The 18,629-nt window shown below is 48.4% G+C and carries 31 protein-coding genes; 2 read left to right on the top strand and 29 right to left on the bottom strand.

Features of this window, described 5'->3' with window-relative positions:
• Positions 1-200: 200 nt before the first annotated feature.
• From dsbD to rplC, 29 genes are all read right to left on the bottom strand, one after another.
• Positions 201-2,027 carry a protein-disulfide reductase DsbD gene (gene dsbD / locus ACZ41M_RS10865; RefSeq protein ID WP_464731150.1) on the bottom strand — a complete coding sequence of 609 codons (1,827 nt, stop codon included), beginning with the start codon at positions 2,025-2,027 and terminating at the stop codon, positions 201-203.
• A 140-nt stretch (positions 2,028-2,167) separates the two neighbouring features.
• A complete protein-coding gene (gene rplQ, locus ACZ41M_RS10860; protein ID WP_464731151.1) occupies positions 2,168-2,536 on the bottom strand; it encodes a 50S ribosomal protein L17 in 369 nt (122 codons plus the stop codon).
• A 214-nt stretch (positions 2,537-2,750) separates the two neighbouring features.
• Positions 2,751-3,737 carry a DNA-directed RNA polymerase subunit alpha gene (locus tag ACZ41M_RS10855; RefSeq protein ID WP_464731152.1) on the bottom strand — a complete coding sequence of 329 codons (987 nt, stop codon included), beginning with the start codon at positions 3,735-3,737 and terminating at the stop codon, positions 2,751-2,753.
• Between the two features lie 103 nt (positions 3,738-3,840).
• Entirely contained in the window at positions 3,841-4,464 is a 624-nt protein-coding gene (gene rpsD / locus ACZ41M_RS10850) for a 30S ribosomal protein S4 (protein WP_464731153.1), read from the bottom strand.
• A 285-nt stretch (positions 4,465-4,749) separates the two neighbouring features.
• The gene (gene rpsK / locus ACZ41M_RS10845) at positions 4,750-5,151 is read right to left on the bottom strand and encodes a 30S ribosomal protein S11 (protein WP_464731154.1); all 402 of its coding nucleotides are present in this window, start codon (positions 5,149-5,151) and stop codon (positions 4,750-4,752) included.
• Positions 5,152-5,185: 34 nt separating this feature from the next.
• A complete protein-coding gene (gene rpsM, locus ACZ41M_RS10840; protein WP_464731155.1) occupies positions 5,186-5,551 on the bottom strand; it encodes a 30S ribosomal protein S13 in 366 nt (121 codons plus the stop codon).
• Between the two features lie 20 nt (positions 5,552-5,571).
• Complete coding sequence (gene rpmJ / locus ACZ41M_RS10835) at positions 5,572-5,688, bottom strand: 50S ribosomal protein L36 (protein WP_464731156.1); 117 nt, start codon at positions 5,686-5,688, stop codon at positions 5,572-5,574.
• A gap of 31 nt (positions 5,689-5,719) precedes the next feature.
• On the bottom strand, positions 5,720-5,938 hold the full coding sequence (gene infA, locus ACZ41M_RS10830) for a translation initiation factor IF-1 (RefSeq protein WP_464731157.1): 219 nt from the start codon (positions 5,936-5,938) through the stop codon (positions 5,720-5,722).
• A gap of 9 nt (positions 5,939-5,947) precedes the next feature.
• Positions 5,948-7,297, bottom strand: a complete 1,350-nt coding sequence (gene secY, locus ACZ41M_RS10825; protein ID WP_464731158.1) for a preprotein translocase subunit SecY — start codon at positions 7,295-7,297, stop codon at positions 5,948-5,950.
• Between the two features lie 13 nt (positions 7,298-7,310).
• Positions 7,311-7,748: a 50S ribosomal protein L15 gene (gene rplO / locus ACZ41M_RS10820; RefSeq protein WP_464731159.1), complete on the bottom strand. Its 438-nt coding sequence runs from the start codon at positions 7,746-7,748 to the stop codon at positions 7,311-7,313.
• 20 nt (positions 7,749-7,768) lie between these two features.
• Positions 7,769-7,951, bottom strand: coding sequence for a 50S ribosomal protein L30 (gene rpmD / locus ACZ41M_RS10815; protein WP_464731160.1), 183 nt, complete (start codon positions 7,949-7,951; stop codon positions 7,769-7,771).
• A gap of 10 nt (positions 7,952-7,961) precedes the next feature.
• Positions 7,962-8,477: a 30S ribosomal protein S5 gene (rpsE, locus tag ACZ41M_RS10810; protein ID WP_464731161.1), complete on the bottom strand. Its 516-nt coding sequence runs from the start codon at positions 8,475-8,477 to the stop codon at positions 7,962-7,964.
• Between the two features lie 34 nt (positions 8,478-8,511).
• Complete coding sequence (gene rplR, locus ACZ41M_RS10805) at positions 8,512-8,871, bottom strand: 50S ribosomal protein L18 (protein WP_464732150.1); 360 nt, start codon at positions 8,869-8,871, stop codon at positions 8,512-8,514.
• Positions 8,872-8,949: 78 nt separating this feature from the next.
• Complete coding sequence (gene rplF, locus ACZ41M_RS10800; protein ID WP_464731162.1) at positions 8,950-9,480, bottom strand: 50S ribosomal protein L6; 531 nt, start codon at positions 9,478-9,480, stop codon at positions 8,950-8,952.
• An 18-nt stretch (positions 9,481-9,498) separates the two neighbouring features.
• Entirely contained in the window at positions 9,499-9,894 is a 396-nt protein-coding gene (gene rpsH / locus ACZ41M_RS10795) for a 30S ribosomal protein S8 (RefSeq protein WP_464731163.1), read from the bottom strand.
• Positions 9,895-9,914: 20 nt separating this feature from the next.
• Positions 9,915-10,220 (bottom strand): 30S ribosomal protein S14, encoded by a 306-nt coding sequence (gene rpsN / locus ACZ41M_RS10790; protein WP_464731164.1) that lies wholly within the window; start codon positions 10,218-10,220, stop codon positions 9,915-9,917.
• A 10-nt stretch (positions 10,221-10,230) separates the two neighbouring features.
• Positions 10,231-10,770 carry a 50S ribosomal protein L5 gene (gene rplE / locus ACZ41M_RS10785; RefSeq protein WP_464731165.1) on the bottom strand — a complete coding sequence of 180 codons (540 nt, stop codon included), beginning with the start codon at positions 10,768-10,770 and terminating at the stop codon, positions 10,231-10,233.
• A 10-nt stretch (positions 10,771-10,780) separates the two neighbouring features.
• Positions 10,781-11,092 (bottom strand): 50S ribosomal protein L24, encoded by a 312-nt coding sequence (rplX, locus tag ACZ41M_RS10780; RefSeq protein ID WP_464731166.1) that lies wholly within the window; start codon positions 11,090-11,092, stop codon positions 10,781-10,783.
• A 9-nt stretch (positions 11,093-11,101) separates the two neighbouring features.
• On the bottom strand, positions 11,102-11,470 hold the full coding sequence (gene rplN / locus ACZ41M_RS10775; RefSeq protein ID WP_464731167.1) for a 50S ribosomal protein L14: 369 nt from the start codon (positions 11,468-11,470) through the stop codon (positions 11,102-11,104).
• Between the two features lie 354 nt (positions 11,471-11,824).
• A complete protein-coding gene (gene rpsQ, locus ACZ41M_RS10770; protein WP_464731168.1) occupies positions 11,825-12,088 on the bottom strand; it encodes a 30S ribosomal protein S17 in 264 nt (87 codons plus the stop codon).
• Positions 12,088-12,288: a 50S ribosomal protein L29 gene (rpmC, locus tag ACZ41M_RS10765; RefSeq protein ID WP_464731169.1), complete on the bottom strand. Its 201-nt coding sequence runs from the start codon at positions 12,286-12,288 to the stop codon at positions 12,088-12,090. Before rpmC ends, rpsQ begins: the two co-directional genes overlap by 1 nt.
• A 9-nt stretch (positions 12,289-12,297) precedes the next feature.
• Positions 12,298-12,714, bottom strand: coding sequence for a 50S ribosomal protein L16 (gene rplP, locus ACZ41M_RS10760; protein WP_464731170.1), 417 nt, complete (start codon positions 12,712-12,714; stop codon positions 12,298-12,300).
• A gap of 2 nt (positions 12,715-12,716) precedes the next feature.
• Positions 12,717-13,511 (bottom strand): 30S ribosomal protein S3, encoded by a 795-nt coding sequence (gene rpsC / locus ACZ41M_RS10755; RefSeq protein WP_464731171.1) that lies wholly within the window; start codon positions 13,509-13,511, stop codon positions 12,717-12,719.
• Positions 13,512-13,521: 10 nt separating this feature from the next.
• A complete protein-coding gene (gene rplV / locus ACZ41M_RS10750) occupies positions 13,522-13,851 on the bottom strand; it encodes a 50S ribosomal protein L22 (RefSeq protein ID WP_464731172.1) in 330 nt (109 codons plus the stop codon).
• 9 nt (positions 13,852-13,860) lie between these two features.
• Positions 13,861-14,136 carry a 30S ribosomal protein S19 gene (gene rpsS, locus ACZ41M_RS10745; protein WP_464731173.1) on the bottom strand — a complete coding sequence of 92 codons (276 nt, stop codon included), beginning with the start codon at positions 14,134-14,136 and terminating at the stop codon, positions 13,861-13,863.
• 10 nt (positions 14,137-14,146) lie between these two features.
• Complete coding sequence (rplB, locus tag ACZ41M_RS10740; RefSeq protein ID WP_464731174.1) at positions 14,147-14,974, bottom strand: 50S ribosomal protein L2; 828 nt, start codon at positions 14,972-14,974, stop codon at positions 14,147-14,149.
• Position 14,975: 1 nt separating this feature from the next.
• Positions 14,976-15,275, bottom strand: a complete 300-nt coding sequence (gene rplW, locus ACZ41M_RS10735; RefSeq protein WP_464731175.1) for a 50S ribosomal protein L23 — start codon at positions 15,273-15,275, stop codon at positions 14,976-14,978.
• Positions 15,272-15,880: a 50S ribosomal protein L4 gene (gene rplD / locus ACZ41M_RS10730; protein ID WP_464731176.1), complete on the bottom strand. Its 609-nt coding sequence runs from the start codon at positions 15,878-15,880 to the stop codon at positions 15,272-15,274. The genes rplW and rplD overlap by 4 nt, the downstream gene beginning before the upstream one ends.
• A complete protein-coding gene (gene rplC, locus ACZ41M_RS10725) occupies positions 15,880-16,539 on the bottom strand; it encodes a 50S ribosomal protein L3 (protein ID WP_464731177.1) in 660 nt (219 codons plus the stop codon). The genes rplD and rplC overlap by 1 nt, the downstream gene beginning before the upstream one ends.
• 396 nt (positions 16,540-16,935) lie before the next feature.
• On the opposite strand from rplC, the gene ACZ41M_RS10720 reads away from it, so the two are divergent.
• Entirely contained in the window at positions 16,936-17,460 is a 525-nt protein-coding gene (locus ACZ41M_RS10720) for a response regulator (protein WP_464731178.1), read from the top strand.
• 49 nt (positions 17,461-17,509) lie between these two features.
• Positions 17,510-18,586 (top strand): IS481 family transposase, encoded by a 1,077-nt coding sequence (locus tag ACZ41M_RS10715; RefSeq protein WP_464729930.1) that lies wholly within the window; start codon positions 17,510-17,512, stop codon positions 18,584-18,586.
• The last annotated feature ends 43 nt before the right edge of the window (positions 18,587-18,629 follow it).

The raw sequence follows: 18,629 nt of genomic DNA, 5'->3' as shown, positions 1-18,629 counted from the left end.
AATTATAGCAGAGGGAAGTAATTTTTCGAATATTTTTCTGATTTTTAAATTTTAACAGAGGTATTTAATAAAAATATTAAAAAATCATCATATGAATAAGGTTCCGCCCGTTTGTGTTGGCGCGCTACTCCGTACCGCCATGCACAACTCAATACAGATGCAAAGCACAAAGCCATTGGCGGCTATAGCATGGATTCAGTTTATTTCATTTGTTGCAAACTTTGGCCAAATTGCGTCGGCGATTCAAAGCCAACCACGCGCCCTTTTTCACGACCCGTTTTGGCTTCCAACACGATGATGCCCGGCGGTCCGTACAGGCCAAAATGCTTGAGAATCTCTGTATCCTGCGCGGTGTTTTGCGTCATGTCCACGCGCAACAGTTGAAAATCTTGCATACTGCGCGCGATCTGCGGATCGCTGAAGGTTTTGTGCTCCATCTCAATGCACGAGCGACACCAGTCGGCATACAGATCAATCAGCACCGGCTTGTCACTGTTCGCCACGCGCGCCTGAATCTCCGACAGACTGTACACGCGCTCAAACGCACTGGTTTGCGTCGCGCCCTGAGTGGTGAGCGCATTCCAATATTTACCCCAAACCGGCTGCGCCACCCACACCGCGACGCCCAGCATCATCACGCCGATGAGGTTTTTCACGCGCGTCATCCACGCGCCCGACTTCGGCAACCATTGTCCCAAGCCTGCGCCCAGCAACAGCAACGGCACACCCATGCCATAGGCCAAAACCAACAACGCCAACCCACCAAGCGCTACCTGCCCCGTTTGCGCGATGTAGCTGATCAAGCCCACCAGCGGCGCAGTCACACACGGCGATGCGATCAAGGCTGAAGCTGCGCCCATGATGTACGCGCCCCAGTATCCATTTTTGCCTTGGGTTTTGGCCTGCAACCACGACTGCCAGCGCGCCGACATTTGGATTTGAAACACGTCGAACATAGACAACGCGAGCAACACCAACAACGCCGCAAAACCGAGCAGCACCCACGGATTTTGCAAATAACTTTGCAAAGCCAAACCGGTGCGCGCCGCGATCACGCCGATCAGCGCATACACCGCCGCCATACCGCTGACATAAGCCAGCGCCAAAGCAAAGCCGCGCCAACGCGACTGCTCGCGCTGTTGCCCTGCGAGCAACACCGTCAAAATCGGGAACATCGGAAACATGCACGGCGTGAGCGAGAGCAGTAGACCCAAGCCAAACACCACCAGCAGCGCCCAAACAATATGATTCTGCGCAAACAAATTGCCGGCAAAACTGCTGTTGTCCAAGGTTTTGGATACCGCCGTGGTGGAAACACTTGGCTCTATACGAACTCCTGTATCCGCCGTCACATCATTCAGTCCTGCGGTGCTGTTGCTTGGCTTGATTTCAACCACGGGACTGAGCTGCTCGGATGGGTGCGCAGCACCCTGCGTCGATGAGCCAGCAGAAGATGCGCTGTTTGCACCAGCCGTTGACTGCTGGTGTGTCGTCTCGGCAGACGCTGGGGCTGTATGGGCAGCCGTCGCATTTGGCAGCGCTGCACCCACGCCGGAACCGGTCATCGGCGTGATGCGCAAAACCATCTGATTTTTGCGTGGCGGATAGCACAATCCCTGATCGGCGCAGCCACGCGAGGCCACCACGATTTTGAACGCCGCTTCACCCTCGCCCGTCGATTGGATCGGCACGTTCAAGCGCAGTGTGTTGTGATAATACGCCACGTCTTTACCGAAATTTTCATCGAACTTCACTTGCGCGGGCGGCATTTTTACGCCGCCATTTTGCGTTACGCGTCCGTCGGGGCTGACCACTGTGAAGGCAAACTCATCGCGGTACATGTAGTAACCCGGTGCGATTTTGAACTCGACTTGTATCGTCGCCTTCGCACCGCTCTGATTGACGATCGTCGCTTGAAAAGGAAATGCCTGCTCAGGCGGCAGATACTCCGCCGCCAATACCTTGCCGGACACCATAAACAGTATCAGCAGCAGCCATTTAAACCCAATCAATCTCAAAACCGTCATAAACTTACTTTCAAAAACGCCGTCGCTTGGCGCAACACACGCTCAGTTTTTCATCCAATAAAAAAGCGAACCACTAAGGGTTCGCCATTTTAACCGAGAGTTTCGATGGAAATATGGATGCCATCGAAATCATCTGAGGTTTATTCCGCTTCCGGACGATCAACCAATTCAATGAATGCCATAGGTGCATTGTCACCCACGCGGAAGCCACATTTCAAAATGCGGGTGTAGCCGCCGGCACGTGTTGCATAACGTGGCGCGATTTCATCAAACAATTTTTTCACTGCATCAGCGTCACGCAAACGAGCAAACGCCAAACGACGATTCGCAACGGTTGGGTTTTTCGCCAAGGTGATCAATGGCTCAACCACGCGACGCAATTCTTTTGATTTAGGCAAAGTGGTTTTAATCACTTCGTGCTGAATCAAAGACACAGACATATTACGGAACATAGCCAAACGGTGGCTGGAAGTACGGTTTAATTTACGCAAACCTGAACGATGACGCATGATAATTTCCTTTAAACAAAATCTAAAACGTAACTCTTCTATCCCCAGTGTACTAATGCTTGCCAATGGGGCGGGTTCGTTGATGTGGTTAATTAAATAACAACCAGGGAGATTTTCCCTTTGTTGCTTTTTTCAAAAATTTGTCAGGGGTTGCCCAACAAAATCTTAAACTGAAAAACGGCAAAAGTAGAATTCTACTTTTGCCGAATATTGCTTACATTTCCAAATTAGCCGGTGGCCAATTGTCCAATTTCATACCCAAAGTCAAGCCGCGAGCAGCCAAAACTTCTTTGATTTCGGACAAGGATTTACGACCCAAGTTCGGCGTTTTGAGCAAATCTTGCTCGGTACGACGCACCAAGTCGCCAATGTATTGAATCGCTTCGGCTTTCAAGCAGTTCGCTGAACGCACGGTCAATTCCAACTCATCTACTGGACGCAACAAGATCGGATCAAATTGCGGTACCGCATTATTTGACGCAGCCAAGGCCGTTGGATCAACGGTGTTTTGCAAAGCGGCAAACACAGACAATTGTTCGATCAAGATGGCTGCCGATTGGCGCACCGCTTCCTCAGGCGTAATCACGCCGTTGGTTTCGATGTGCATCACCACTTTATCCAAGTCGGTGCGTTGCTCCACACGTGCAGATTCCACGCTGTAACTCACTTTACGAATTGGAGAGAATGATGCGTCCAACAAAATGTGACCGATTTTTTTGCTGTGGTCATCAGCAAACGCACGCACGTTACCCGAAACGTAACCACGGCCTTTTTCAATCTTAATTTGCATATCCAAATCACCGCCGGCCAAGTGAGCGATCACATGATCCGGATTGATGATTTCGACTTCGTGCGAACCTTGGATATCAGCCGCAGTCACAACGCCTTCACCTGATTTTTTCAAAGTCAGGGTAATTTCGTCACGATCATGCAGTTTGAATACGATGCCTTTAACATTCAATAAGATATCAACCACATCTTCTTGAACGCCATCCAAAGTTGAATACTCGTGCAAGGCACCCGCAATTTGCACTTCTGTCGCGGCATATCCCGTCATAGACGAGAGCAACACTCGGCGCAACGCATTGCCCAGAGTGTGACCATATCCACGTTCAAAAGGCTCTAACACGACTTTTGCGCTGTACTCACCCGTTGCTTCAACTTGAATGTTGCGTGGCTTTAAAAATGCATTGTTAGACATGGAATTCCTTTCAACAAAACCGCAAGTGTCGTCCTGAACACCCGCGGCTGGTGGCGATATGAACAACTCTGCATGTGATCAGCATGCAGAGGTACAGCATTGATTAACGTGAGTACAACTCAACGATCAAGTGTTCGTTCACATCATGTGCCACATCAGAACGATCCGGCGTTGCTTTGAATACGCCTTCCATTTTCTTAGTGTCTACTGAAACCCAAGAAGGCATACCCACTTGCTCAGCCAATTGCAATGCTTCAGCGATACGCACTTGCTTTTTCGCCTTTTCAGTCACACCAATGACGTCGCCCGGACGCACTTGGATAGAAGGAATATTCGCAACTTGACCATTCACAGTGATGGCTTTGTGGCTCACCAATTGACGTGCTTCCGCGCGAGTTGAGCCGAAGCCCATGCGATAAACCACGTTGTCCAAGCGTTGTTCCAACAAACGCACCAACAATTCACCGGTGTTGCCACGCAGACGTTCTGCTTCCGCGAAATAGCGGCGGAATTGGCGTTCCAACACGCCGTACATACGTTTGAGTTTTTGCTTTTCACGCAACTGGAGACCATAGTCCGACGTACGTGCACCTGATTTGGCGCCGTGCTGACCCGGTTTGGTTTCAATTTTGCATTTTGAGTCTAAAGTGCGACGTGCACTTTTCAAGAATAAATCTGTGCCTTCACGGCGGGCCAACTTGGCCTTTGGACCGATATAACGTGCCACGATATTTCCCTTAAGTTAATACGCACAACCATTCACGGTCATGCGCACGTTTCATCAGAAAACCTGATAAAACAGTGGTCTTAAAAAATGAACTTCAATGAAGCCAATGAACGCGTATCTGAGCTGATTGAGTATCGGATTCATACCGACAAACAATTGTCAAACCACATCTTTTGGCGAGATATTTTACCGACATGCGCGATTGAAATAATTGCACACGCAAGCAAAACAAAAGCGTAATCGCAGATTTTACACGGCGATTACGCAAATGTCAAATGAAATCAATTAGATACGACGGCGTTTCGGCGGGCGGCAGCCATTGTGTGGTACCGGAGTCACATCTTGAATCGATGTCACTTTGATGCCCAACGCATTCATCGCGCGAACTGATGATTCACGACCTGGACCTGGGCCTTTGATGCGCACTTCCAGATTTTTGATACCGTACTCTTGAGCCACTTTACCAGCCGCTTCTGCCGCAACCTGAGCCGCGAAAGGAGTCGATTTACGTGAACCTTTAAAACCAGCGCCACCAGCAGTCGCCCATGACAAAGCATTGCCTTGGCGATCGGTGATGGTGATGATGGTGTTGTTAAAAGACGCGTGGACGTGCAAAATGCCGTCGGCAACGTTCTTTTTCACTTTCTTGCGCGCGCGTGCCGCGGCGCTATTTGCAGCTTTTGCCATATCAATAATTCCTTACAATTATTTTTTCAATGCATTATTTTTTCAATGCAATACCTGCTTTACGTGGACCCTTACGAGTACGCGCGTTGGTTTTGGTACGTTGGCCGCGCACAGGCAAGCCTTTACGATGACGTAAACCACGGTAGCAGCCCAAGTCCATCAAGCGTTTGATTGACATGGTCACTTCACGACGCAAGTCACCTTCGATGGTGAAGGAACCAACCGCGTCACGCAGTTTTTCCAAATCAGCATCGTCCAAGTCTTTGACTTTTTTTGTCGCAGGAACGCCAGTTGCCTCACAAATTTTCAGTGCGCGAGGACGACCGATACCATAAATCGCAGTCAAACCAATACAGGTATGTTTGTGCGGCGGGATATTAACACCAGCAATACGAGCCATTTATATTTCCTTTTACTTAATTAACCTTGACGTTGCTTATGACGTGGGTCACTTGAGCAAATCACGCGCACAACGCCATTGCGACGAATAATCTTGCAATTGCGGCAAATGCGCTTCACAGATGCGAGAACTTTCATTAAAACACTCCTCAACTAAATTTTCTATCCGTTACTTTGAACGGAATACGATACGGGCTTTTGACAAATCATACGGCGTTAATTCAACCGTCACTTTGTCTCCTGGCAGAATGCGAATATAGTGCATTCGCATTTTACCGGAAATGTGCCCCAAGACCATGTGGCCGTTTTCTAACTTTACTCGGAAGGTGGCATTTGGTAAATTTTCCACCACCTCGCCTTGCATTTGAATTACATCATCTTTAGCCATGATTCGCCTTTATTTCAAACCTTTGAAATTCGCTTTGCGCATCAAAGATTCGTACTGCTGACTCATCATAAATGCTTGTACTTGCGCCATAAAGTCCATCGCAACGACCACGATAATCAAGATGGACGTACCACCGAAAATCATGCCGGACGAGCTACCCAAAGCCATCATGAAAAACTCAGGCAGCAAACACACCAAAGTCAAGTACAACGCACCGGTCAGGGTCAAACGCGTCAGAATTTTGTCCATATAACGCGTGGTTTGTTCGCCTGGACGAATCCCTGGCACCACAGCGCCTTGCTTTTTCAAATTATCCGCAGTTTCTCGACTATTAAAGACCAAAGCCGTGTAGAAAAACGCGAAGAAAATGATGGATGCCGCATACAAGGTCATATACAACGGACGTCCCGGAACCAACTGTGCGGTCAAATCTTTCACCCACAACAAATTGCTGGAGCTAAAGAAGTTCATAATGGTCGCAGGCAGCAGCAAGATTGATGAACCAAAAATCGCAGGAATCACGCCGGACATATTCACTTTCAGCGGCAAGAACGAACTTTGACCACCCATCATGCGATTGCCCACTTGGCGTTTTGCGTAGTTGATCGGAATCTTACGTTGACCACGCTCCACAAACACGACAAAGAACACCACGCCAATTGCCGCAAGAATAATACCCAAGCCCAGCAGTGGCGATATTTGACCAGAACCCATACCTGAGAACAAACTGTACACACCCGTTGGCAAGCTCGCGACAATACCCGCAAAAATGATGATCGAGATCCCGTTACCCAAACCGCGTTCGGTGATCTGCTCACCCAACCACATTAGGAACATCGTACCAGTCACCAAGCTAACCATCGCTACACCGACAAACCCCCAACCCGGATTCGGCACGATCGTGTCGCCCATCCCTTGCATGCCCTGAATTTGCGAGGCAATGAAATAGGATTGCACAATCGCCAAAGCCAAAGTCAGATAACGGGTGTATTGCGTCATTTTGCGACGTCCCGCGCCACCTTCCTTCTGCAACGCATGCAAAGACGGAACCACCACGCCGGCCAACTGCATCACAATCGAAGCAGAAATGTACGGCGTAATCCCCAAGGCAATGATCGACGCGCGAGACATCGCCCCACCCGAGAACAGGTTCATCATCGCGAACAAACCACTACCGGCACTGTTTTGCAAAGACTGCGCCAGCGCCGCCGCGTTTACACCTGGAACCGGCACATGCGCCAACACGCGATACACCAGCAAAGCGAGAATCAAAAACATCAAACGCTGTTTTAATTCCGGCGAAGTTTGCGCTTTAGCCGCTTGCGATTTTACTTGATTGGATAATTTGGCTGTAGCCACAAATACCTCTCAATTACTCGTCTGCAACAGAGCCGCCAGCCGCTTCGATCGCCGCACGCGCGCCTTTAGTCGTCAAGAGACCTTTCAAAGTCACTTTACGAGTAATTTCGCCCGTCGCAACTACTTTTGCGCTGGAAGTCAATTCGCCCAACAAACCGGCTTGTTTCAAAGCCAACAAGTCGATTTCATCCACTGGCAATTTGTTCAAATCATTCAAATTCACTTCGCCAACAAAACGACGAGTCAATGAAGTAAAGCCACGCTTAGGCATACGACGATGCATCGGCATTTGACCGCCTTCAAAACCGACGCGGTGAAAACCACCTGCGCGCGATTTTTGACCTTTGTGGCCACGACCCGCTGTTTTACCCAAACCTGAACCGATACCGCGACCAACACGGCGCTTTGCGTGTGTTGCGCCGTCAGCAGGGGCAATGGTATTTAAAAACATAGTATTTCCTCCGTGCTCAATTAGTCAACGATGCGGACTAAGTAAGCCACTTTGTTAATCATGCCGCGAACAGCAGGAGTATCCTCCAACTCACGAACCTGACCAATTTTTTTCAAACCCAAACCCAACACGGTATCGCGGTGGGATTGTTTTGTGCCAATCACGCTTTTTACCAAGGTGACTTTAACAGTAGATTCTGCCATGATCTGCTCCTTAGCCTGTGATGTCTTCAACTGACTTGCCACGTTTTGCGGCGATATCAGCTGGAGTTGATTGTTTGCGCAAACCGTCCAAGGTTGCACGAACCAAGTTGTATGGGTTAGAAGAACCCAAAGACTTGGCAACTACGTTGTGCACACCCATAACGTCGAATACCGCACGCATTGGACCACCTGCGTTAACACCAGTACCGTCTTTGGCTGGCGACATCAATACGCTGGCTGCGCCGTGCTTACCAGTCACCGAGTGTTGCAACGTACCGTCTTTCAAAGGCACTTTGAACATTGAGCGACGCGCTTGCTCCATGGCTTTTTGAACAGCCACAGGCACTTCACGTGCTTTACCTTTGCCCATGCCGATACGGCCATCGCCATCACCTACTACGGTCAACGCGGCAAAACCCATAATACGACCACCTTTTACCACCTTGGTGACGCGATTCACTGCGATCATCTTTTCGCGTAAACCGTCATCTGCCTGGCTTTGGTCTTTAGATTGAACTTTAGACATAAATATTCCTTGTTTGTCGTGGTATCAATTCGGCTTAAAACTGCAAACCAGCTTCACGAGCCGCTTCAGCCAAAGCTTTCACACGACCATGAAATTGGAAACCCGAGCGATCAAAAGCGACTTGAGTCACACCAGCGGCTTTTGCTTTTTCTGCGATGGCCGCGCCTACTGCTTTGGCTGCTGCCACATTACCACCGTTGCCGCCGATTTGCGTACGCAAAGCAGCTTCAGCAGAAGATGCTGTAGCCAACACTTTATTGCCTTCGGCAGAAATCACGCTGGCGTAAATATGCAAATTGGTACGATTGACGACCAAACGGTTGACTTTCAACTCAGCAATTTTGGCACGGGTTTTGCGTGCTCGGCGCAAACGCGCTTGCTTTTTGTCTTGCATCATAATTCCTTTTAAGAACGATAATCCATGTTTGCATCCCCCTCGGAATTAACCTTGCTAAGATGCAAACCTTAACGATTATTTTTTCTTGGTTTCTTTCATAATCACCACTTCGCCTGCATAGCGAACACCTTTGCCTTTGTATGGCTCTGGCGGACGGTAGCCGCGCACTTCTGCCGCAACTTGACCGACTTTTTGCTTGTCAATGCCTTTGATGATGATTTCAGTTTGGCTTGGTGTTTCCGCTTTGATGCCGTCTGGCAAAGCGTAGTTCACGTCATGCGAAAAACCCAATTCCAACTTGAGGATGTTGCCTTCCGCTTTCGCACGGTAGCCGACGCCGATCAAGTTCAGTTTCTTTTCAAAACCTTTGGTAACGCCTTGAACCATATTGGCCAACAACGCACGGGTCGTGCCTTGCAACGCATTGGATTCACGGCTTTCGTCTTTACGCTCAATGATCAGTTGACCATCTTTGTTTTCGATCGCTACCTTGTCGCTAAATGCGGCTTCCAAAACACCCAAAGCACCTTTAACGGTCACAACACCATTTGCCATGCTAACTTCAGCGCCGTTTAACGCAACTGGATTCTTACCTACTCGAGACATATCTTTTCTCCTTATCCGTTACGCAACAACACACAACACTTCGCCGCCAACACCCAGCGAGCGCGCTTTGCGATCAGTAATCACGCCTTTTGACGTCGATACGATTGCAACACCCAAGCCGTCCATGACGCGCGGAATGCCTGTGCAGTGACGATAAATACGCAAACCAGGTTTAGACACGCGCTCAATACGCTCAATCACTGGACGACCAGCATGGTATTTCAACACGATATCCAAAACAGGTTTGGCAGCTTCGCCACCCACTTTAAACTCTTCAATATAGCCTTCTTCTTTCAGCACATTCGCAATAGCCACTTTCAATTTAGAAGAGGGCATGGAAACAGTGGCTTTCTCCACCATTTGCGCATTGCGAATACGCGTCAACATATCGGCGATTGGATCACTCATACTCATTTTCGTTTCTCCTTTGCCAATTACCAGCTTGCTTTAACCAAGCCTGGGATTTCACCAGACATGGCCGCATCACGCAATTTTGTACGACCCAAACCGAATTGACGGAATGTACCACGAGGGCGACCGGTCAATTGGCAGCGGTTGCGCAAACGGGTTGGGTTTGCATTGCGCGGCAATTGTTGTAACTTCAAACGCGCTTCGTAGCGTTCGTCTTCGGATTTGGATTGATCTTGAATGATCTTCACCAATTCAGCGCGCTTACCAGCAAATTTTGCCACCAAAGCTTCGCGCTTTTTCTCACGATTGATCAGGGATAATTTAGCCATTGATCTATCCTCAATTACGGAATGGGAATTTGAAAGCCGCTAACAACGCTTTGGCTTCCTCATCGGTTTTCGCAGTCGTGGTCACACTGATGTTCAAACCACGCAACGCGTCGATTTTGTCGTACTCAATTTCGGGGAAAATAATTTGTTCTTTTACGCCGATGTTGTAGTTACCACGACCATCAAACGAACGACCATTCACACCACGGAAGTCACGTACGCGAGGGAATGCAACGGTTACCAAGCGATCCAAGAACTCATACATTTTTTCACCACGCAAGGTCACCATACAACCGATTGGATAATCCTCACGAATCTTGAACCCTGCAATCGCTTTACGCGCCACAGTCACCACAGGTTTTTGACCTGCGATCTTCGTCAAATCAGAAACCGCGTGTTCCATCACTTTTTTATCAGCAACAGCCTCACCCACACCCATATTCAAGGTGATTTTAGTGATGCGCGGCACTTCCATAATTGATTTGTAGCCAAATTGACCCATCAATTGTGGAACGATTTTCTCTTTATAAATATTTTGCAAACGAGCCATGTGTTTCCCCTTACGCTACGACTTCGCCGTTGGATTTAAATACGCGGATTTTTTTGCCATCCACTTCTTTAATCCCAACGCGATCCGCTTTTTGGGTTTTAGCATTAAACAATGCCACGTTAGACACGTGAATCGGCATGGTTTTGCTCACAACGCCACCCTCGACACCTGCCATTGGGTTTGGACGTTGATGCTTCTTAGCCACATTGACGCCTTCAACAGTTACATAATCAGCATCCACGCGACGCGTTACCACGCCGGTTTTGCCTTTGTCTTTGCCTGTCAAAACCACAACAACATCGCCTTTACGAATTTTTTCCATGTCGCCCCCTTACAGCACTTCTGGCGCCAAAGACACGATCTTCATGAACTTCTCGCCACGCAACTCACGCGTAACCGGTCCAAAAATACGTGTGCCAATCGGCTCTAACTTGTTGTTCAACAATACAGCCGCGTTGTCGTCAAATTTAATGCGTGAACCATCGGCGCGACGAACACCACTGGCGGTACGAACCACCACAGCGTTATACACTTCGCCTTTTTTCACACGACCACGAGGAGCGGCTTCTTTAATACTAACCTTGATGATGTCACCAACGCCAGCATAGCGGCGCTTTGAGCCGCCCAACACTTTGATACACATTACGGAACGTGCGCCGGTGTTGTCGGCCACATCCAACCTACTTTGCATCTGAATCATGATATCTTTCCCAACTTAATCGCCAAGCCATCAGCTGTAACGGTCAGTTTTGGTCTCTCTACATCCCGCCACAAACTTGCTGCTTGCTTCGGAAGTAGCACTGGAGTTGAATCTCTTGCGAGATTTTGAATCTGAGTCCATCAAACTTCGATTTTCTCAAACGAGACGAAGATTATATTCGATCTTCTGAATTCTCTCAAGTCTTTTCTGAGTAATCACTCACAATCAGAGCAAATCTTGAGAATTTTCGCCTATTTTTACTGCTATTGTGCTTATTTAATACACCACCAACCAAAAAACTGAGCAAACAATCCCAAAGTTGAGATTGTTTGCCACAGATTCGATCAATATCGATTAAATAACGCGAGCCGCTTCGAGGAGCTTCGTCACTTGCCAAGATTTGGTTTTTGACAATGGACGGGTTTCTTCGATTTCGACCAGATCGCCTTCGTTGTATTGATTGGCTTCGTCATGCGCATGGTATTTTTTCGATTTAACGATGAATTTACCATACAGCGGATGTTTCAAACGATGCTCAACCAAAACGGTAACGGTTTTGTCCATTTTATTAGACGAAACGCGACCCACCAAGGTACGGGTTAATTTAGTTTCACTCATTATTCACCTGCCTTTTGTTGCTTTTGGTGCATCACTGTGCGTACACGAGCGATGTCACGACGCACTTTGCGCAGCTGATTTACGTCATTGAGTTGCTGCATGGCTTTTTGCATACGCAAATTGAATTGCGTTTTCAACAATGCATTTAACTCTTCTTGTAACGCCGCGGCGTCTTTGGTCATCAATTCTTTAGCACTCATGTTCACTCCTTAACCACCAATGGTACGCGTCACAAACACGCACTTGATCGGCAGTTTGGCTTGTGCCAAACGAAATGCTTCACGCGCCAATTCCTCTGGTACGCCGTCCATTTCGTATAACATTTTGCCGGGTTGAATTTCAGCAACATAGTATTCGGGATTACCCTTACCGTTACCCATACGAACCTCTGCAGGCTTGTTGGAAATCGGCTTGTCAGGGTAAATACGAATCCAAATACGGCCACCACGTTTGATGTGACGGGTCATCGCACGACGCGCAGATTCGATCTGACGCGCAGTGATGCGACCACGACCAACGGCTTTCAAGCCGAAATCACCAAACGATACCTCTGCACCGCGTGTCGCCACGCCGGTGTTACGGCCTTTTTGCTCTTTACGATATTTTCTACGTGCGGGTTGCAACATAATTATTCTCCTGCACTTTCAGTTTTAGCTTCAGTTTTGCGTGCGGTACGGCGACGCGCTGGAGCATCACCATCACGGCGACGATCACCACCTGGGCGACCTTCACGGCGTGCTGGTTTTTTATCATCTTTACCATCGTGCTCATAGCCTGTGCCCGGCAAAGCTTTACGGCTGAGCGTATCGCCTTTGTAGACCCAAACTTTGATACCGATGATGCCATAAGCGGTCAACGCGGTGCTGGTTGCGTAGTCGATGTTTGCACGCAGGGTATGCAGAGGCACGCGGCCTTCACGATACCATTCTGAACGAGCAATCTCGATACCATTCAAACGGCCTGAGCTCATGATTTTGATACCTTGAACGCCCAAGCGCATGGCATTTTGCATTGAACGACGCATTGCGCGACGGAACATCACGCGTTTTTCCAATTGTTGAGCGATCGAGTCACCAATCAATTGCGCATCGATTTCAGGCTTGCGCACTTCTTCGATGTTCACGTGTACCGGCACATTCATCAATGCTTGCAGTTCTTTGCGCAACACTTCGATGTCTTCGCCTTTTTTACCAATAACCACACCTGGACGCGCAGAGAAAATCGTGATACGCGCAGTTTTGGCTGGGCGCTCGATCAAGATACGCGCAACCGATGCGTTTTTCAGTTTTTTCTTGAGGTATTCGCGAACTTTCAAGTCTTCGTTCAATGTTTGCGCGAAGTCTTTGTTGCTCGCATACCAACGCGAGTCCCAATCACGGGTAACCGGTAGACGGAAGCCTGTAGGGTTAATCTTTTGTCCCATTCCTTGCTCCTTATTGACCAACGGTCACTGTGATGTGACAGGTTTGTTTTTCGATACGATTGCCGCGGCCTTTGGCACGGGCAGACATACGCTTGAGTGATGTACCTTTGTCAACAAAGATACGAGTCACACGCAACTCATCAATATCCGCACCATCGTTGTGCTCGGCATTGGCAATTGCTGATTCCAATACTTTCTTGATAATGACAGCCGCTTTCTTTTGTGTAAATGTGAGCGTATTCAAAGCTTGCTCAACTTGTTTACCGCGAATCAAATCGGCCACCAAGCGGCCTTTTTGAGCAGACAAGCGCACGCCACGTAAAATAGCTGTAGTTTCCATGACGCTTCCTTATTTCTTCGCTTTTTTGTCAGCGACGTGACCTTTAAACGTACGGGTCAACGCAAATTCACCCAACTTGTGACCCACCATATTTTCAGAAATATAGACGGGTACGTGTTGGCGACCATTGTGTACAGCGATTGTTAAGCCGATGAAATCAGGCAAAACAGTCGAACGACGAGACCAAGTTTTAATTGGTTTCTTATCACGATTTGCAACCGCCGCTTCCACTTTTTTCAATAAGTGAGCGTCGCAAAATGGACCTTTTTTAACTGAACGAGCCATTTATTACTCCTTATTTGTAACGACGTTTAACAATCATGTTATCTGTACGCTTGGTACTGCGTGTACGATAACCCTTAGTCGGCTGACCCCAAGGCGATACTGGATGACGACCACCTGATGTACGACCTTCACCACCACCATGCGGGTGATCCACCGGATTCATCACGACACCACGAACGGTCGGACGAACACCACGCCAGCGAGTCGCACCGGCTTTACCGATTTGACGCAGACCGTGCTCTTCGTTACCCACTTCACCGATGGTTGCGCGGCAATCCACGTGTACCTTGCGAATTTCGCCTGAGCGCAAACGCAACTGTGCGTAAACGCCTTCACGCGCCAACAATTGAACCGAAGTACCTGCTGAGCGAGCCAATTGCGCGCCTTTGCCCGGCTTCATTTCGATACAGTGAATGGTTGAACCCACTGGAATATTGCGAATAGGCAAGGTATTACCCGGTTTGATTGGCGCTTCAGAACCGCTAACCAATTCGTGACCGGCTTTAACACCACGCGGAGCGATGATGTAACGACGCTCGCCATCTGCGTACAACAACAAGGCGATGTTGGCTGAACGGTTCGGATCATATTCCAAACGCTCTACTTTGGCCAAAATACCGTCTTTGTCATTGCGCTTGAAGTCAATTACACGATAGTGGTGCTTATGACCACCGCCACGATGACGGGTGGTGATGTGACCATTATTGTTACGACCGGCGTTTTGCTTTTGCGCTTCCAACAACGGTGCGTACGGCGCACCTTTGTGCAGATCGCGGTTAACAACCTTGATCAGACCGCGACGACCCGGAGTCGTTGGTTTTACTTTTACGAGTGCCATATTACTTCACCTCCTCGTCAAAGTGAATTTCTTGACCTTTTTTCAGACCAACGTAAGCAATACGCACATTGTTGCGACGACCCATGCCGTAGCGCGTGCGTTTTGATTTGCCTTTGCGATTGATCACACGAACCGCGTCCACTTCAACTTTAAACAACAATTCAACCGCCGCTTTGATTTCAGGCTTGGTCGCACATGGCATTACACGGAAAGCAACTTGCTCATTTTTTTCCGCGATCATGGTGCTTTTTTCTGAAACGATCGGCGCCAAGAGTACTTGCATTAAACGTTCTTGATTCATGACAAGATCTCCTCGATTTGCGCCACAGCACCCTTAGTCACCACTACTTTTTTGTAGAACAACAATGACAGTGGATCCGCATATTTGGCTTCGCACACATATACGTGCGGCAAATTGCGAGATGCCAAGAACAGGTTTTCAGAATAGTCGTCAGTGATGATCATGACTGATTCCACACCCATGGCTTTCAATTTATCAGCAACCAATTTGGTTTTTGGCGCTTCAACTACGAAGTCCTCTACCACTACCAAACGGTCATCGCGCACCAATTGTGAGTAGATGCTGCACAATGCGGCACGGTGCATTTTACGATTCACTTTTTGAGAGAAATTCTCTTCCGGTGAATTCGGGAATGCACGTCCACCTCCACGCCAGATCGGCGAAGATGTCATACCCGCACGCGCACGACCAGTACCTTTTTGACGCCAAGGTTTTTTGGTTGAGTGCTTAACGGTTTCGCGGCTTTTCTGAGCACGATTACCCGAACGCGCGTTGGCTTGATACGCCACGACGATTTGGTGAATCAATGCTTCATTGTATTCGCGACCGAAGATTTCATCAGAAACCGCAACGGTTCCTGCTTGACCCAGGAGCTTGATATCCATTATTTCGCCCCTTTCGCTTTCACCGCCGTGCGCACGATGATGTTGCCGTTTTTAGAGCCGGGAACCGCACCCTTAACCAACAACAAACCGCGCTCTGCATCCACACGAGCGATTTCTAAATTTTGTACTGTACGGTTAACGTCACCCATGTGACCCGTCATGCGCTTACCCGGGAATACACGACCCGGATCTTGCGCCATACCGATAGAGCCCGGCACGTTATGTGAACGCGAGTTACCGTGCGATGCGCGACCTGACGAGAAGTTGTAGCGTTTGATCGTGCCTGCGTAGCCTTTACCGATGGTAACGCCAGAGACATCCACTTTTTGGCCAACTTCGAAGATTTCAACCGATACATTTGAGCCGGCAGACAACTGAGACAATGCCTCAGCATCCATACGAAACTCTTTTGTGAAAGAACCTGCTTCCACGCCCGCTTTAGCCAAATGCCCAGCTTGAGCCTTTGCCACACGAGACGCACGGCGGGTACCGTAGGTCACCTGAACAGCAGCGTAACCATCTGCTTCAGGCGTCTTGATTTGGGTAACGCGATTGTTCGATACATCCAGCACAGTTACAGGAATAGACTCGCCATCCTCTGTAAAAATGCGGGTCATACCGACCTTGCGTCCCAATAGACCCAGTCCATTGTGAATCATTTTTAAACTCCATTCTCGACTACGATTGGCCGAGGTAGATTACCATTTTGCGTTATTGTGATTAACAACGCCTCTAAAAACCTTCTCTAATCAAAGCAAAAAGGTTAGCGTTGTATGATAGTACAGTTTAATTCAATACGCAAGACTAAAAATTAAGTAAATGCTTAATTTTTAATACTTTTGTGCATTTTAGAGACGTTTGCTGCGCTGTAACCAATCTTAAATCCGACTCGCGCTTCGCACACACTCAATCTCTCATGCCTGACCGGCGGTGCCACCCCACCCTCCATTTGATGCACTCCAAAACAGTGCTTGCCCCACAACCAATCAGGTGTACGAAATCACTGACGCGGCGTAAAATGAATGTATCCATATAACGACATCAGGAGGCAGCGCATGAAGAGTACAGCCGCATTTAATGTGTTGATTGCCGACGACCATGAGTTAATCTTGCAAGCCATGCAAAAGCTGGTTGCTCACCTGCATCCTCACTTGACCAGCCACTTGGTCTCGGATTGGCCGCAATTAGCAGCAGCGCTTGAGACGGGGCCGCCGATGGATCTGGCGATTGTGGATTATCATATGCCCGGTTCGAGCTTGGCGGGATTTGTAGATCTATCCGTCAAATATCCGCAGTTGCCCGTAGTCGTGGTGTCTGCCGATACTTCTCCGGAAACCGTACATGCTTTGTTCAGACAAGCAAGCATCCGAGGCTTCGTACCCAAAACCGACCAAGCCGCTGTGCTGTTACAAGCGCTAAAATTGGTTTTAACGGGCGGTAAATACGTCCCTGCATTGATCTTATCCAACGACGACGCACCCGACCATACCCAAGCTTGCGTAAGCAACCCAAACTGCACCCACGCGAATCCATGGGGCCTGTCCAGCCGACTGCAAGATGTATTGATTTGTATTAGTTAAGACTTAATCTGACGTTTTGTTTATCATATAGGAAACAAAGGAGTCAGAAATGAACACTCAATCAAGTCACAAGATTATCAAAAATAAATTAGGTTTGCTCAATTTAGCCCAAACTTTGGGCAGTGTCTCAAAAGCCTGCAAGACGATGGGATTTAGTCGAGACAGTTACTATCGGTTTAGAGATTTGTATGAGCGCGGAGGTGAGGCGGCGTTACAAGAAATCAGTCGCCGTAAACCGATACTCAAGAACCGTATCGACCCGTCAATAGAAGAAGCGGTGGTCAACTTCGCCATAGACAAACCCGCGTATGGACAGCACCGAGTGAGCAATGAATTACGCAAAGTTGGCGTATTTGTTTCAGGTGGTGGCGTTCGTTCCATTTGGTTACGCCATGACTTAGAAACCTTCCAGAAGCGACTCAAAGCATTATCAGCCAAAATCGCACAAGACGGCATCATACTCACAGAAGACCAACTGTTTGCACTCGAACGTGCTCGCGAAGAGAAACAAGCGCATGGTGAAATCGAAACCGAACATCCAGGCTATTTGGGTTCGCAAGACACCTATTACGTCGGCACGATTAAAGGCGTGGGGCGGATTTATCAACAAACCTACATCGACACTTACTGCAAGCTGGCGATTGTCAAACTGTATCAACAAAAACACGCCATTACTTCGGCTGATTTGCTTAATGACCGTGTGATACCGTTCTATGAGGCGCACGACATACCGCTGTTACGCATCCTTACAGACCGAGGCAGTGAATACTGTGGCAACCGAGAAACGCATGAGTATCAGTTATATTTGGACTTAGAGGACATTGAGCACACGCGTACCAAGGTCAAGCATCCGCAAACCAATGGCATTTGTGAACGTTTCCACAAAACCATACAAAACGAATTCTACGCCACCGCATTTCGGCGTAAAATATACAACAGTTTGGAAGAGTTACAAGTCGACTTGGACGCATGGGTGCTGGATTACAACGAGCAACGAACCCACTCAGGGAAGCATTGCTTTGGTAAAACACCCATGCAAACTTTTTTAGATAGCAAACATATCGCTATCGAGAAACAACTGAATCGGACATTTCAGACAACCGAGTCAGTTTTAGCGACAGCCTAATAACTGTCTGTCAGGTCAAGTCGTGGCTACTACAATTGATTTT

It is taken from the genome of Puribacter membranae, from assembly GCF_055380425.1.
Note: the sequence above shows the minus strand (reverse complement) of the source record. Positions and strands in the feature narration are given on the sequence as shown.